Here is a 14,310-nt window from a genome sequence, read left to right on the forward strand (position 1 = left end):
CCGCCGCGCCGACCCGCGCCGGGGGCGCCCTGCTGCTGCCCGCCGCGCTGGTCGTGCTGGCGGCGGGGGCCGCGCTCTGGACCTATCAGCGGATGGGCGCGCCGGGCTATGTCGACATGCCCCTGGCCGAGCGGCTGGCCGCCGCCGATGCCCGCATGCGCGACCGCCCGGCCCAGGCCGAGGTCGTCGCGACCCTGACGCCCGCGTCCCCGCCCGAGGGCGTGACGGCGGATTTCCTGGACCTGATGGCGCAGATGCGGGCGGCGGTCGACCCGGCGGTCTCCACCGATCTGCGCGGCCTCGACCTTCTGGCGCGCAACGAGGCGGCCCTGGGGAATTTCGCCGATGCCGAAGCCGCGCAGCGCCGCCTGATCGCGGTGAAGGGCGACCAGGCGCTGGCCGAGGATCATTCCGCCTTGGCCGATATCCTGGTGCGGGCGGCGGCGGGCTATGTCTCGCCCGAGGCCGAGGCGGCGCTGGCGGCGGCGCTCGCCCTCGATCCGCAGGAGGGCGTGGCGCGCTATTACCTGGGGCTGATGTTCGCCCAGGGCGGGCGCTACGACCGGGCCTTCGCGGTCTGGCGCGCGCTCTTGGAGCGCGGGCCGCAGGATGCGCCCTGGGTGCCCTTCCTGCGCGCCCAGATCGCCGAGGTGGCGGCGCTGGCGGGCGTGGTCTATGAGGTGCCCGCCCCCCGTCCGCCCCCGAGCGGCGGGTTGCGCGCGCCCTCGGCCGAGGAGATCGAGGCGGCGGCGGATCTGGACGAGGAGGACCGCATGGCCATGGTCGAGGGCATGGTGTCGCAACTGGGGGCGCGGCTGGCCAGCGACGGCGGCAGCGCCGCCGAATGGGCGCAACTGATCGGGGCGCTTGGCGTCCTGGGCCGCCGGGCCGAGGCGGCGGCGATCCTGGAGGAGGCGCGTGAGATCTTCGCGGCCCTGCCCGGGGATCTCGCCCTGATCGAGGCGGCGGCGCGCGACGCGGGGGTCGCGGAATGATCCATGCCGATATCGCCGGTTTCCTGTCCGGCCTGCCCGCCGTCGCGGCCATCGCGGGGCTGGACCTGGGCACCAAGACCATCGGGGTGGCGCTGTCGGACCTGCGCCGCTCGGTCGCGAGCCCGGCGACGGTGATCCGGCGCGAGAAGTTCACCATCGACGCGGCGGTGCTGCTGAAGCTGCTGGCAGCGCGCGAGGCGAAGGGGATCGTCCTCGGCCTGCCGCTGAACATGGACGGATCGGAGGGGCCGCGCGCGCAATCGACCCGCGCCTTCGCCCGCAACCTGGAAAAGCTGACGCCGCTGCCGATCGCATTCTGGGACGAGCGGCTTTCGACCGTGGCCGCCGAACGCGCGCTGCTGGAGGCCGATACCTCGCGCAAGCGCCGGGCCGAGGTGATCGACGCGGTGGCGGCGGGCTATATCCTGCAAGGCGCGTTGGACAGGATGGCGGTGCTGGCGCGCGACTCGGGCGGGCAGGACTCGGGCGGGCAGGACGGCCGATGAGCGGCGGCGGGATCGGGAACACGGTGGAAAGGCCCGCCTAGAGGTCCCCCGAGAGCCCCGCCCGGAAGGCCATCCGACACCAGGTCCAGCAGGCTGATGCAGCGGCCTCGGCGCGCGCTGAGAAGCCGTAAATCGGTCCGGCGGCGGGCCCGAATATGCGGTTTCCGCAGTGATTTCTGACAATACGGGGATTTCTGACAATACGGGGAAACTTCCGTCTTGAGGCAGCCCCAGAATGCTTTTTCAGCGGCCTGCTAAGGCCTCCCCGAAAACGCCATGGAAAGCCCGGGCAAGCCCCGGGTCAGGATCTGCGCCATCCGCCCCGGAGCGCAGGTCGGCAATGACGTCCGCCCCCCGGCGCGGCATCGCCCGGTCGGGTGGGCAGTCCAGCGCTACGGCAAGGCGACCGGGCCGGGCGCTCTGGCCGGAACGGCGACGGGACCAAGGCGCGCCCGGGCGGCCGTGGGACAGAGCCGCCGAAACCGCGCGAGCACCCTGACCGCGCCGGAACCCGCGAGCGGCGCGCGAAGCGCGACCGGATCCCCCCGGGCCGGGATCTTCCGTCTTTTCCCATGCGCCCCCTGCCCCGCCCCGCGGCCCGGGGCTGCGCCGCCCGTAGTGCGAAAAGGGCGCCCCGCAGGGCGCCCTTTCCAAAGGTTCCGCTCCGGGCTCACCCGGTCTTCAGGACCGCGTCCTCAGTTCAGCGGGCCCATCGGCACTTCGTTGGCCACCGCTTCCTGCGTCGCCGCCAGTTCCGGGTCCGACACCAGGCCATAGGCCGAGAGCGGGCCGTTCGGGCCGGCCATGTCTTCCGAGACGAAGAATTCGACGAATTCCTTCAGGCCGGGGATCACGCCGAAGTGGGCTTTCTTCACATAGATGAAGAGCGGGCGCGAGATCGGGTATTCGCCCTCGGCGATCGCCTGGACGCTGGGGACCACGCCGTCGATGGTGGCGACGCGCAGCTTGTCGGTGTTGTTCTGGTAGAAGGCCAGACCGAAGATGCCGATCGCGTTCTTGTCGGCGTCCAGACGCGCCAGCGTCTCGGTATAGTCGCCGTCGATGTCGATCGAGATCCCGTCGGTGCGCAGCTTCAGGCATTCGGCCTGGGCGGCCTTTTCGTCACCACCGGCGGCGGCGGCGAAGAGATCGAAGGCGCCGGTGGCCTTGCAGCCCACTTCCAGAACCTTCTGATCGAAGACTTCGCGGGTGCCGTGCTTGGTGCCCGGGATCAGCGCCAGCAGGTTCTGCGCCGGGAAATCGCCGTTCACGTCGGCCCAGGTCTTGTGCGGGTTGGCGACCAGCGCGCCGTCGACCGCGACCTGGGCGCCAAGCGCGCCATACCAGTCGGCGGGGGTGAAGGCGAATTCGGGGCCGTTCACGTCCGAGGCGAAGACGATGCCGTCATAGCCGATTCGGACCTCCAGGATCTCGGCCACGCCGTTGGCGGCGCACAGGTCGATGTCGGATTGCGAGATGCGCGACGAGGAATTGGCGATGTCGATGGTGTTTTCGCCCACGCCCTCGCACAGCTTCTTGCGGCCGCCGCCCGAACCGCCGCCTTCGACGACCGGGGTCGGGAAGTCGAAGTTCTCGCCGAAGGCCTCGGCGACGATGGTCGCATAGGGCAGCACGGTCGAGGAGCCCGAAAGCTGGATCTGCTCGCGCGCCTCGGCGGCCGAGGCAGCGGCGGCGATCGCCAGGGCCGAGACGGTAAATTTGACGGATTTCATGGATCTCTCCTAACTCATCGGCCGGATTGGCCTTTCGGAAACCACAGACCGGGACCGGCCTTCGGGGCAGGGAATAGGCGGGTTTCGTGACGCTGATCCTACGGATATGTAACAATTGGATAACAGTTGTGGCCGCGCGTCGAAAAAGCCCGAGGCCGGATCGGCTCCCTGCCGCCGTGGCGCCCTGCGCGGTTTCGCCCTGGCCTTTCGCGCCGATGGAAGATCCCGCCAGCCCCGGAATTCGGCCGAGCTTTTCCCCGGGGAACCGAAGTGCCGCCCCCGCGTTGTCCCGGCGAAGAATCGGCTGCGTGCTCGCTCGTTCCGCCTCTTCGATTTCCCTCTTCTGACTTTCGGGGCGCTCAGGGAATGGGGCGTCCCGATTTCCTGAAGGGGGCCGCGCTTGTCGGCGGCGCTTCGAGGCCGGGATGGCGGTGCCGGAATTTCGCCAGAATCCGAGGCTAGCTTTCAGGCATGTCGAAAGTCTCTCCCCTGCCCTCGCAGCGCCTGCACGCGATCACGGAAGGGCGCCTGATAGAGCGCCCGCTGAACGTTCGGCGCAGCGTGCTGCGCGGTCCCTGGCGCAAGCGGCGCAGCCCGGTGCCAAGGGCGGTGACCGTGCTTGTGATGGCGGCGCTGATCCTGCTTGCGGCGTGATGCTCCCCTGCCCCGCTCAGGATGGGCGTGAGGGCGGGACGGATCACCTTGATTTCGCAGCCGAGCGCGCCAAGATCGGAGGGCATGACCGGCGCTGGTCGCGGACGGGCCAAAGCCCGGATCGTCTGCGGGCCTCGCCTTCGTCGGGGACCCCACCGTCGCGGGGCCGTCCGAATCCCTATGGCTTGCGTCACCGCGAATTCGGAAATAGGCGGGAAGGCGAAACAGGCGGGGACAGGCCGGAAACCGCCGGAAATTCGAGTGGACGCGCATGACCGACAACCTGGAAGAACCTGAAAAAGGCGCCGATTTCGGGCCGCACAGGCTGTCCGTCGCGCCGATGATGGACTGGACCGACCGCCATTGTCGCTATTTCCACCGGCAGATGACGCGCCGCGCCATGCTTTATACCGAGATGGTCACCGCCCCCGCCGTGATCCACGGGCCAAGGGCCCGGCTGCTGGATTTCTCGGCCGAGGAACATCCGGTGGCGCTGCAACTCGGCGGTTCGGACCCGCGCGAGCTGGCCCGGGCGGTGCGGGCGGCGCGCGACTGGGGCTATGACGAGGTGAACCTCAACTGCGGCTGCCCGTCCGACCGGGTGCAATCGGGCGCCTTCGGGGCGGTCTTGATGAAATCGCCCGATCTGGTCGCCGAATGCCTGCGCGCCATGCAGGCCGAGACCGACGCGCCGGTCACGCTGAAATGCCGCATCGGCGTCGATGACGACACCCCCGAGGAGGTGCTGCCCCGCTTCATCGAGCGCCAGGCCCGGGCCGGTCTGCGCCATGTGGTGATCCATGCCCGCAAGGCCTGGCTCAAGGGCCTCTCGCCCAGGGAAAACCGCGAGATCCCGCCCCTCGACCACGGGCTCGTCCTGGCGATGAAGGCGCGGTTTCCCGAGCTGACCATCTGCCTCAACGGCGGCGTCACCCGGCTTGCGCAGGCGCGCGAGCTGCTGGCGGCGGGGATCGACGGGGTGATGATCGGGCGCGCGGCCTATCACGATCCCGCCGCCACGCTGATCGGAGCCGACGGCCTTTGGGACGGCGAGGCCGCGCCGGATGCGGTTCCCGATCCGGCCGCTGGCCCGGTCGAGGTGGTCCGGCGGATGCTGCCCTATGTCGAGGCCCATCTGGCGGCGGGCGGGCGCCTGCATCAGGTCACCCGCCATATGCTGGGCCTGTTCCACGGCCGCCCCGGCGCGCGGGGATGGCGCCAGGTGCTTTCGACCGAGGGCTGCCGCGAGGGCGCGGATACCGCGACACTCCTGCGCGCGCTCTCCGTCGTGACCGAGGCGGCGGCCGCAGCCTGAGACCCCGGCCCGAGGCGCCAGCCCAAGGCCCAACCCGATACCCTCCGGCCCGGGACGGCGGCGCAGCGCACCCGCCCGCCGCCGGTCGCGCCCCGCCCGAGGCACCATGGCCACGACGGCGGCCCGGGGCGGCGGCACTTTCGCCGCGGCTGTGGAGATTCGGCATCCCTCGGGCGGAAAACCGGCGCCGGGCTCTGGCCCTCGGCCCGCCCTTCGGCTTTAACCGGCGCCGGAAGGCCGCTGCGGGCCGTCGGGGTCGGGCCCGGCCCGGACCGCCGCGCGCCCCTCCGCGCCTGCGACCCGAACACGCCCGCCCGAAAACACCAGCCCCGAAACACCGGCCAGAACACACCAGACAGGACCCGCCGCCATGCAAGAGATCCTCAACCATCTGCCGCTCATGCTGGCGATGATCCTTGTCGGCGGCGTCGCCGGGGTGGTCGGTGGCCTTCTGGGCGTCGGCGGCGGCATCGTGCTGGTGCCCGCCTTCTTCTACACCTTCGGCGTCCTGGGCTACAGCGAGGGCCAGATCATGCAGGTCTGCGTCGCCACCTCGCTTGCCACCATCGTGGTGACCTCGCTGCGCTCGGCCTCGTCGCACAACCGCCGGGGCTCGCTCGACGCGAGCGTGCTGAAAAGTTGGGGGCCCTGGCTGATGGGCTCGGCGCTGGTGGGGGTGCTGGTCGCCTCGCGCGTCACCTCGGACGCGCTGCAAGCACTTTTCGGCGTGGTCGCCGGGCTTGCCGGGATGTGGATGGCCTTCGGGCGCGACCATTGGCGGCTGGGGGAAACCATGCCCGACCAGCCGATGCGGGCGGTCTATGCCTCGGCCACCGGGTTCTTCTCGGCGATGATGGGGATCGGCGGCGGCAGTTTCGGCGTGCCGCTGATGACGCTGCACGGCATGCCGATCCACCGCGCGGTCGGCACCGCCTCGGGGTTCGGGGTGCTGATCGCCATTCCCGCCGTGATCGGCTTCCTGTTCTCGCGGGCCGAGGGCGCGCCGCCCTATACCATCGGGTCGGTCAACCTGCCGATCTTCCTTCTGGTGATCGGGGCCAGCATGCTGACCACGCCCTGGGGGGTGCGGCTGGCCCATGCGATGGACCCCAAGCCCCTCAAGCGCGCCTTCGCCATCTTCCTGTCGCTTGTCGCGCTGAACATGCTGCGCAAGGTGGTGTTCTGACCGCGCCCCTTCCGATCCCGTCCGCCCTCTTGCCCCCGCCCCGCATCCTGGCCCCGCATCCTGGCCCCACATCCTGGCCGCCGGATCGCTTGATGCGGAAACCATGCTCGTCTAAGCAGGAAAGACCATGCGCATTCTGATCACCAACGACGACGGCATCAACGCCCCCGGCCTTCAGGTGCTGGAGGAGATCGCCACCGCCATCGCGGGCCCCGAGGGCGAGGTCTGGACCGTCGCCCCCGCCTTCGAGCAATCCGGCGTCGGCCATTGCATCAGCTATACCAGGCCGATGATGATCGCCAAGCTGGGCCCCCGCCGCTATGCCGCCGAAGGCAGCCCCGCCGATTGCGTGCTGGCGGCGATCTTCGACGTGCTGGAGGGGGCGCGGCCCGATCTGGTGCTGTCGGGGGTGAACCGGGGCAACAACGCCGCCGAGAACGTGCTTTATTCCGGCACGATCGGCGGCGCGATGGAGGGCGCGCTGCAGGGCATCCCCGCCATCGCGCTGTCGCAGTTCATGGGGCGCGAGACCGGCGAGCTGGACGATCCGTTCGAAAGCGCCCGCGCCCATGGCGAGGGCGTGGTGCGCGCGCTTCTGGAGCGCGGAATCTGGACCGATGACGACTATCGCATCTTCTACAACGTGAATTTCCCGCCCTGCGGCGCGGCGGCGACCAGGCCCCTGCGCGTCGCCCCGCAAGGCTTCCGGCGCGACAGCGGCTTTTCGGTGGAAGGCCAGATCTCGCCCGTCGGGCGGCGGTATCTGTGGCTCAAGGGCGGGCCGCAGCATACGCCGACCGCGCCGGGATCGGATGCGGCGGTGAATCTTGAGGGGCATATCTCGGTCACGCCGCTGCGCGCCGATCTGACCGCGCATGACCTGCTGCGCGACCTTGAGGCGCGGCTGGCATGAATGCGGGCGGCGCGGGGGAAGAGGAGGATGCCTCCGGCCACCTCGCCGAGCGCAAGATGCGCTTTCTCTTCGCGCTGCGCTCGCATGGGGTGACGGATGCGCGGGTGCTCTCGGCGATGGAGGCGGTGGACCGCGGGCTGTTCGTGCGCGGGATCTTCGCCGAACGCGCCTATGAGGACATGCCGCTTCCCATCGCCTGCGGCCAGACCATCAGCCAGCCCTCGGTCGTGGGGGTGATGACCCAGGCGCTGCGGGTGGGCCCGCGCGACACCGTGCTGGAGGTGGGCACCGGATCGGGCTATCAGGCGGCGGTTCTGGCGCAACTGGCGCGCCGGGTCTATACCGTGGACCGCTGGCGCCGCCTTGTGCGCGAGGCGGCCGAGATCTTCCGCGCCCTGGGCCTTGTCAACGTCACCGCCATGACCGGGGACGGATCCTTCGGCCTGCCCGACCAGGCGCCCTTCGACCGCATCCTGGTGACCGCCGCCGCCGAGGATCCGCCGGGCCCGCTGATGGCGCAGCTCAAGCCCGGGGGGATCATGGTGCTGCCGGTCGGCCAGTCCGACCATGTCCAGCAGTTGATCCGGGTCACCCGCACCGCCCTGGGCTTCGACTACGAGGAACTCCGCCCGGTCAGATTCGTGCCTCTGGTCGAAGGGCTCGGGAACGGGTAACATCGCGCCCCAGGGACCGGGAACCAACCCGGCACGCCCCGCGTTCCGGCCCTTGGGCGCCACAAGGCGCAGACGGCCCGGGCGGGGCGCCAGGACGGACAAAGGCAAGAGGCGGTCACGCATGACGAACACCCATTCCGCAGCCTCGCGCGCCGATCGTGCGCGCAAGGGTATCCACGCGCGCAGGAACATCGCCATCGCATCGGGCGGGCTGTTGCTGCTCGCCGCCTGTTCGGACACGAATTTCGGCAATATCGACTGGGACCTGCGCAACAACGGCAGCGCCACCGCGACCGAGGCGCTTCAGGCCACCGCCGCCCGGCCGGTGCCGGATGCGAACGGCATCCTCTCCTATCCCGGCTACCAGCTCGCCACCGCGCGGCGCGGCGATACCGTGGCCTCGGTCGCGTCGCGGCTGGGGCTGAACCCGGCCGAACTGGCGCGCGCCAACGCGCTTGAGATCAACGATCCGCTGCGCCAGGGCGAGCTTCTCCTGCTGCCGAGCCGCGTCGCGGCCAGCCCGCAGCCGGTGGCGGGCGCGGGCACCGGCGCGCCGGTGGACATCACCGCCATCGCCACCTCGGCCCTGGACACGGTCGAGACCCGGCCGCTGCCCGCCTCGACCGCCGGCGGCGGGCAAGAGCCCTCGCGCCATGTGGTGCGGCGCGGCGAAACCGCCTTCACCATCGCGCGCAGCTACAACATCTCGGCCAGGGCGCTGGCGGAATGGAACGGGCTGGATGCCGAGATGAGCGTGCGCGAAGGCCAGACCCTGATCATCCCGGTCGCGACCGGCACCGCCCCGGCGCCTGCCGCCACCACCCCCCCGGGCACCGGCAGCGCGACCCCGGTGCCGCCCTCGGCCGCGACCGCGCTGCCCGACGAGAAGACCAAGCCCGCCGCCGAGGCCGCCTCGGCCGCGCCCGCCTCGCCCGACCTGGGCAGCCAGCGCACAGGGGCCTCGGCCACGCGGCTGGCGATGCCGGTGCAGGGCTCGATCATCCGCGGCTACGACAAGCGCTCGAACCAGGGCGTGCAGTTCCAGGCCGCCGCCGGGGCCGCCGTGCGCGCGGCCGAGGCCGGGACGGTCGCGGCGATCACCAAGGACACCGACCAGGTGCAGATCGTGGTGATCCGCCATGCCGACAACCTGCTGACGGTCTATGCCGGGGTGGACGGGCTGCGGGTGGCCAAGGGCGACAGCGTGACGCGCGGGCAGCAGATCGGCACGGTGCGCGGCGCCTCGCCGCCGGTCCTGCATTTCGAGGTGCGGCGCGGGGTCGAAAGCCTCGACCCGATGCCCTTCCTTCAATAGGGCCCGCAATAGAGCCCGAGGGGGGCGACAGGGCCGGACAGCACCGAGGCGGCGAAACGGTGGCGGAAAACCGCCCGTTTCCCCGCGGCGCCCGGGCCGGGCGCGCCCTGCCCCGGGGCCCATGTCCCTTCGCCGGAAGACTGCCGGTAACGACAGCCTCCCCCACATCAGGCCAGTGTTCACCGGAAGACGATGGCCGCGGATGCAGGTGGCCGCAGGATGCCGGTGGGCTCTGGATGTCGGCGGCCGCAGGATCCAGATCGCCCCGGATCACCCCGGATCGCTACGGAATAACGAGGGACACAAGAAGGCGGGCGGGCGCGGCGGGCGGCACCGAAGGGGCCGCCCGCCCCCTCCTGCGCAAACCCGCGCCCCCTTTGGGCGCAGATTCGCGCAGGACCCGCCCCTTGCGCAAAGGGTCCTCGCGGCCCATCCCTGTTCCAACTGCCGTCCCGGCCGGAACCCGCCCCCTGCCCCCGCGATCAAGGCTGGCCCAGGCCGCGACCGGGCGCTAGGATGGCCACAACCGAAGCGGAGTTCCGGTGCGCCTCCTCGTCCTGACCGATCTCGACGGCACATTGCTCGACCATGGGAGCTACGACTTCAGCCCGGCCCTGCCGATGCTGAGGCGGCTTTCGGCATGCGGTGTCGCGGTCGTCCCCGCCACCTCGAAGACCGCCGCCGAAATCGGCCCCCTGCGCGAAAGCCTCGGGATCGCGCGCTGGCCCGCCATCGTCGAGAACGGCGCCGCGCTGTTCGAGGCGGAGGCCGCCCCCCAGGACACAGCCCCCCGGGACGCCGCGCCCTACGCCCGCCTCCGCGCCGCCCTGGCCGGGCTGGCGGCGCCCTTCCGCGGCTTTGGCGACATGGAACCCGCCGAGATCGCCGCCCTGACCGGGCTTTCCCTGGCCGAGGCCGGGCGGGCGCGGATCCGGGCCCATTCCGAGCCCGGGCTCTGGACCGGCGCGCCCGGGGCGCTTCCCGCCTTTCTGGAGGCCCTGGCGGCCCGGGGCATCGCGGCAAGGCAGGGCGGGCGGTTCCTGACGCTTTCCTTCGGCGGCACCAAGGCCGACCGCATCGCCGAACTGGTGGCGCGATACCGGCCCGGGGCGACGGTCGCGCTTGGCGACGCGCCCAACGACATCGAGATGCTGGAAGCCTGCGACCACGCCATCATCCTGCGCAACGACCACGGCCCCGGCATCGCGCCGCTGCGCGCCGAACCCTCGGACCGGATCTACCGCACCCGGCAACAGGGGCCGAAAGGCTGGGCCGAGGGCATGTCGCGCCTGCTGGCCCGACCGGAATTCGCCGATCTCGCCCCTTCCGGCGCGGTCCGCGACCAAACCGACGGAGAGACCGATGGCTGACTTTCACCAGAACGGCAATATCGCGCAGTTCCACGACCTGCGCGTGCGGCCGCTGGAAGAGCTTGAATACCAGCTTGAGGGCTTCGCGGGCAGCCGCAGGATCAGCCTGATCCTGCCCTCGCTGTTCTCCGAGTTGGAGGGCGAGGCGCTGCCCCGGATCCTCTCGGAGCTTGCGGGCGCGCGCTATCTGCACCGGGTGATCGTCGGCCTGGATGCCGCGGACGAGGCGCAGTTCCGCCACGCGCTTGGCTTCTTCTCGGCCCTGCCGCAAAACCACGTGGTGATCTGGAACGACGGCCCCCGCATGCAGGCGATCAAGGCGCGGCTGGAAAGCCTGGGCATCGGCCCGATCGAGCCCGGCAAGGGCCGCAACGTCTGGACCTGCATCGGCTATCTGATCGCCTGCGCCGACAGCGCTGTGATGGCGATCCACGATTGCGACATCACCACCTATGAGCGCGGGATGCTGGCGCGGCTGGTCTATCCGGTGGCCCATCCCGCCTTTCCCTATCACCTGTCGAAAGGGTTCTACCCCCGCGTGGGCGGCAACCGGCTGGGCGGGCGGGTCACCCGCAACCTGGTCAGCCCTTTGCTGATTTCGTTGAAGAAAGTGATCGGGGACCGCGATTACATCGATTACCTGCGCGCCTTCCGCTATCCGCTTTCGGGCGAATTCGCCATGCGGACCGCCAGCCTGCCCGACCTGAGGATCCCCTCGGACTGGGGGCTTGAGATCGGCGTGCTGTCCGAGGCCTGGCGCAACCTGGGCCCCAATGCGGTCTGCCAGGTCGAGATCGCCGACCGCTACGACCACAAGCACCAGGACCTCTCGCCCGACGATGCCGCGACCGGGCTGAACCGGATGGCGATGGACATCTGCAAGGCGATCTTTCGCAAGCTGGCCGCCGATGGCACGGTGTTTTCGCAAAACGTCTTCCGCACGCTGAAGGCGACCTATTACCGCCGCGCGCTCGACATGCTGGACACCTATTCGCATGACGCGGCGATGAACGGGCTGGATTTCGACCGCCATGCCGAAGAACGCTCCATCGCGCTTTTCGCCGAGACCATCGTCAAGGCCGGGCAGACCTTCCTCGACACGCCGCAGGAACTGCCCTTCATCCCGAACTGGAACCTGGTCCATGACGCGGATCCCGGCCTGCTGGCCGATTTCCGCACCGCCGTGGCCGCCGATCAGGCCGATTTCACCGGGAGCTGAAAGGGGGGCCGAGGGCGCCGTGCCCGAGCCGGAAGCCGCCCCCCGGCTGCCCGGGCCCCGGCGACCCCGGCCCGGGGAACCGGGCGACCGGGGGTCGGGGGTCGGGGGTCGGGGCGGCGGATCGGAAAGACGGGCAAAACGGAAGGACCGGCGCGCCCGCATCGGCCAGCCCCGAAGGCTCTCTGATCTCGCCCCTCCTTTCAGCCCCCCGCCATCCGGTTCGAGATCCAGCGGCATTGATAGGGCGCCAGCCGGATCATCCCGTCCGACCGGATCGCATCGCCGGTCAGGATGTCATACCAATCCTCGTCGTCGATGAGGTTGAGCTGATAGGCCTCAAGCTCCACCGCATCCTCCGAGACATTGTGCAGCGCGAAGATCGACTGGTTGCGGTCCAACGACTGGCGCCAGACCCCCAGCAGCCGGTCGTCGAGCTGCAAGGTCAATTGCGTCGCATTGGGGTGGAAGGCGGTCTGGCGCGCGCGCAGCCGCAACCGGCGGCGCAGCTCCTCGCTGACCCTTGACTGGTCGCTTTGCGGATCGGCCAGCCGCTCTTGCAGCGCGGGATAATGCCAGCGGTGGCGGTTGATCGCGCGGTTCATGCCGCGTTTCTCGACCCCTTCCAGATCGTTGGCGGTGGCCAGAAGCGAATGGATGTAGAAGGCGGGCACGCCCTCGATCGACATGACCACGGTCTGCGAGCACAGGAAGCGGGCGATCTTCTGCCCGCCCTCGCCCGAGAAGGTCACGCTCATCGCGTCGAAATAACCGCAGTTCAGCTCATAGGGCGCCTCGCCCCCGTCGGGAAGCGAGCGCATCGACACCAGCCCCCCCGCCGTGCGGACGGCGGCGATCATGCGGGCGATCTCCTCGGGCGGCAGGATCCCCTCGACCGGGCGCATGCCGATGCCGTCATGGCTGGCGGTGAAGTTGAAATAGGCGCAGCCCAGGGGCGCGGGCGGCATGCCCCGCAGCCAGCGCCGCAGGTGGCGCACGTTGCCCGACAGCATCGCATGCAGCACCAGGGGCGGCAGGGGGAAGTTGTAGACCATATGCGCCTCGTCCCGGCGGCCGAAATAGCTCAGGTTCTCGGCCTTGGGGACGTTGGTCTCGGTCAGCAGGATCACCGGCTCATGCGCGAAATCGGCCAGCACCCGCATCAGCTTCACGATGGCATGGGTCTGGGGCAGATGGATCGACGAGGATCCCGGCAGCTTCCAGACGAAGGCCACGGCGTCCAGGCGGATGATCCGCACGCCGTTGTCGATGTGAAAGCGCAGGATGCGCAGGATCTCCAGCAGCACCTCGGGGTTGTGGAAATCCAGGTCGACCTGGTCGTGGCTGAAGGTGCACCAGACATGGCGCGGGCCCTTGGCGGTCTCGACCTCGCGCAACAGCGGCGTGGTGCGGGGCCGCACCACCGCGCCCAGATCGGCGGCGGGATCGGCCTCCATGAAGAAGCGGTCGTAGGGCGGCCTGGCTTGCAGATAGGCGTTGAACCACACGCCCTGGGACGAGACGTGGTTGAGCACCATGTCCGACATCAGCCCGAAGGCGCCGCCGATGCGGCGGATGTCGGACCAGTCGCCAAGCGCGGGATCCACCTTGCGGTAATCGGTGACGGCGAAACCGTCGTCCGAGGTATAGGGGAAGAACGGCAGGATATGGACGCCGTTGACCACGCCGCGCAGGTTGCGCTCCAGGAAATCCAGCAGCAGGTCCAGGGGCTTGTGCTGGCCGTCCTGAATGGAATTGCCATAGGTGATGACCAGCGCATCGCGCTCGGACCACAGGTTGTTCGAGGGGCGGCGCGGGCGGTGGCGCGGTCCCTGCCCGCCATGGGCGGTGTCCATGATCGCCCCCGAAGAGGGTCCGCCCGCATCCGTCGCGACCGGATCGGCGCCCCCGTCGGGCGGGGCCTCCGCGCGCTCGTCCCCCCCCGGCCAGAAGGCGGCGACGACCCTTTCGGCCAGTTCGCCCGGCGGAAGATCCGGGTAGATCACGGAAAGCAGGCTTTTCAGCCGGCCATGAAGCGTCGCGGTGGCGGGTTTGTCGGCGATCGGCCTCGTCTCCGTTCTGTGGCTTGGCCTGTCCTGGCCGGGCTTTGCCGCGCCCGCCCCCCCTTGCCGAGCCTGTTCCTGCGCGCATCGCGCGGCCCCGGGGCCGCGCGCCCGGCCAGGATAGGCCCTCCCGGCGCGCGGGGTAAAGCCACCCGGCCCGGGCGCGATGCCGTTTCACGGGCATTTGCGCATAAGGCGGGCAGTTCTGCCCCCGTCCTGAGCAGGCGCGGGACCGGCGCCGGGGCGAACGCCATTCTTTTGGTTCTGCGTTGGTGAGTTTTATTCTGGTGAGTAGCTGAAGGTCATGGTTGGTGTTTGCGAGGTTTCGACCCAGACGCTTTTGGTGACCGAATATGCGGCCAGCGCCTCG

The 14,310-nt window shown here is 70.2% G+C and carries 12 protein-coding genes; 10 read left to right on the forward strand and 2 right to left on the reverse strand.

Going from position 1 to position 14,310, the window contains the following annotated elements; all coding sequences use genetic code 11:
- Together ABNX41_RS20640 and ruvX are read left to right on the forward strand one after the other, a co-directional pair.
- The coding region (locus tag ABNX41_RS20640; protein ID WP_438671579.1) for a tetratricopeptide repeat protein at positions 1–995 on the forward strand (995 nt) is incomplete at its 5' end.
- On the forward strand, positions 992–1,501 hold the full coding sequence (gene ruvX / locus ABNX41_RS20645) for a Holliday junction resolvase RuvX (protein ID WP_438671580.1): 510 nt from the start codon (positions 992–994) through the stop codon (positions 1,499–1,501). The genes ABNX41_RS20640 and ruvX, both read left to right, overlap by 4 nt.
- Before the next feature lie 695 nt (positions 1,502–2,196).
- On the opposite strand, the gene ABNX41_RS20650 is transcribed toward ruvX, so the two are convergent.
- Positions 2,197–3,234, reverse strand: coding sequence for a substrate-binding domain-containing protein (locus ABNX41_RS20650; RefSeq protein ID WP_438671581.1), 1,038 nt, complete (start codon positions 3,232–3,234; stop codon positions 2,197–2,199).
- Between the two features lie 471 nt (positions 3,235–3,705).
- Between ABNX41_RS20650 and ABNX41_RS20655 the strand changes: the two genes are divergently transcribed.
- The 8 genes from ABNX41_RS20655 (at position 3,706) to ABNX41_RS20690 (ending at position 11,880) form a co-directional block, all read left to right on the forward strand.
- Complete coding sequence (locus tag ABNX41_RS20655; RefSeq protein ID WP_438671582.1) at positions 3,706–3,888, forward strand: hypothetical protein; 183 nt, start codon at positions 3,706–3,708, stop codon at positions 3,886–3,888.
- A 271-nt stretch (positions 3,889–4,159) separates the two neighbouring features.
- Positions 4,160–5,203, forward strand: coding sequence for a tRNA dihydrouridine(20/20a) synthase DusA (dusA, locus tag ABNX41_RS20660; protein ID WP_438671583.1), 1,044 nt, complete (start codon positions 4,160–4,162; stop codon positions 5,201–5,203).
- Between the two features lie 370 nt (positions 5,204–5,573).
- Positions 5,574–6,389 (forward strand): sulfite exporter TauE/SafE family protein, encoded by an 816-nt coding sequence (locus tag ABNX41_RS20665; protein WP_438671584.1) that lies wholly within the window; start codon positions 5,574–5,576, stop codon positions 6,387–6,389.
- A gap of 127 nt (positions 6,390–6,516) precedes the next feature.
- Positions 6,517–7,302: a 5'/3'-nucleotidase SurE gene (gene surE / locus ABNX41_RS20670; RefSeq protein WP_438671585.1), complete on the forward strand. Its 786-nt coding sequence runs from the start codon at positions 6,517–6,519 to the stop codon at positions 7,300–7,302.
- Entirely contained in the window at positions 7,299–7,976 is a 678-nt protein-coding gene (locus ABNX41_RS20675) for a protein-L-isoaspartate(D-aspartate) O-methyltransferase (RefSeq protein ID WP_438671586.1), read from the forward strand. Before surE ends, ABNX41_RS20675 begins: the two co-directional genes overlap by 4 nt.
- A 121-nt stretch (positions 7,977–8,097) precedes the next feature.
- The gene (locus ABNX41_RS20680) at positions 8,098–9,291 is read left to right on the forward strand and encodes a peptidoglycan DD-metalloendopeptidase family protein (protein ID WP_438671587.1); all 1,194 of its coding nucleotides are present in this window, start codon (positions 8,098–8,100) and stop codon (positions 9,289–9,291) included.
- A 542-nt stretch (positions 9,292–9,833) separates the two neighbouring features.
- Positions 9,834–10,661 (forward strand): HAD-IIB family hydrolase, encoded by an 828-nt coding sequence (locus ABNX41_RS20685; RefSeq protein ID WP_438671588.1) that lies wholly within the window; start codon positions 9,834–9,836, stop codon positions 10,659–10,661.
- On the forward strand, positions 10,654–11,880 hold the full coding sequence (locus ABNX41_RS20690; protein WP_438671589.1) for a glycosyltransferase family protein: 1,227 nt from the start codon (positions 10,654–10,656) through the stop codon (positions 11,878–11,880). Before ABNX41_RS20685 ends, ABNX41_RS20690 begins: the two co-directional genes overlap by 8 nt.
- 200 nt (positions 11,881–12,080) lie before the next feature.
- Here ABNX41_RS20690 and ABNX41_RS20695 read toward each other — a convergent pair whose 3' ends face one another.
- The gene (locus tag ABNX41_RS20695) at positions 12,081–13,883 is read right to left on the reverse strand and encodes a sugar phosphorylase (protein WP_438671590.1); all 1,803 of its coding nucleotides are present in this window, start codon (positions 13,881–13,883) and stop codon (positions 12,081–12,083) included.
- Positions 13,884–14,310: the final 427 nt, after the last annotated feature.

The organism is Pseudogemmobacter sonorensis (assembly GCF_042762395.1).
Lineage (GTDB): Bacteria > Pseudomonadota > Alphaproteobacteria > Rhodobacterales > Rhodobacteraceae > Pseudogemmobacter > Pseudogemmobacter sonorensis.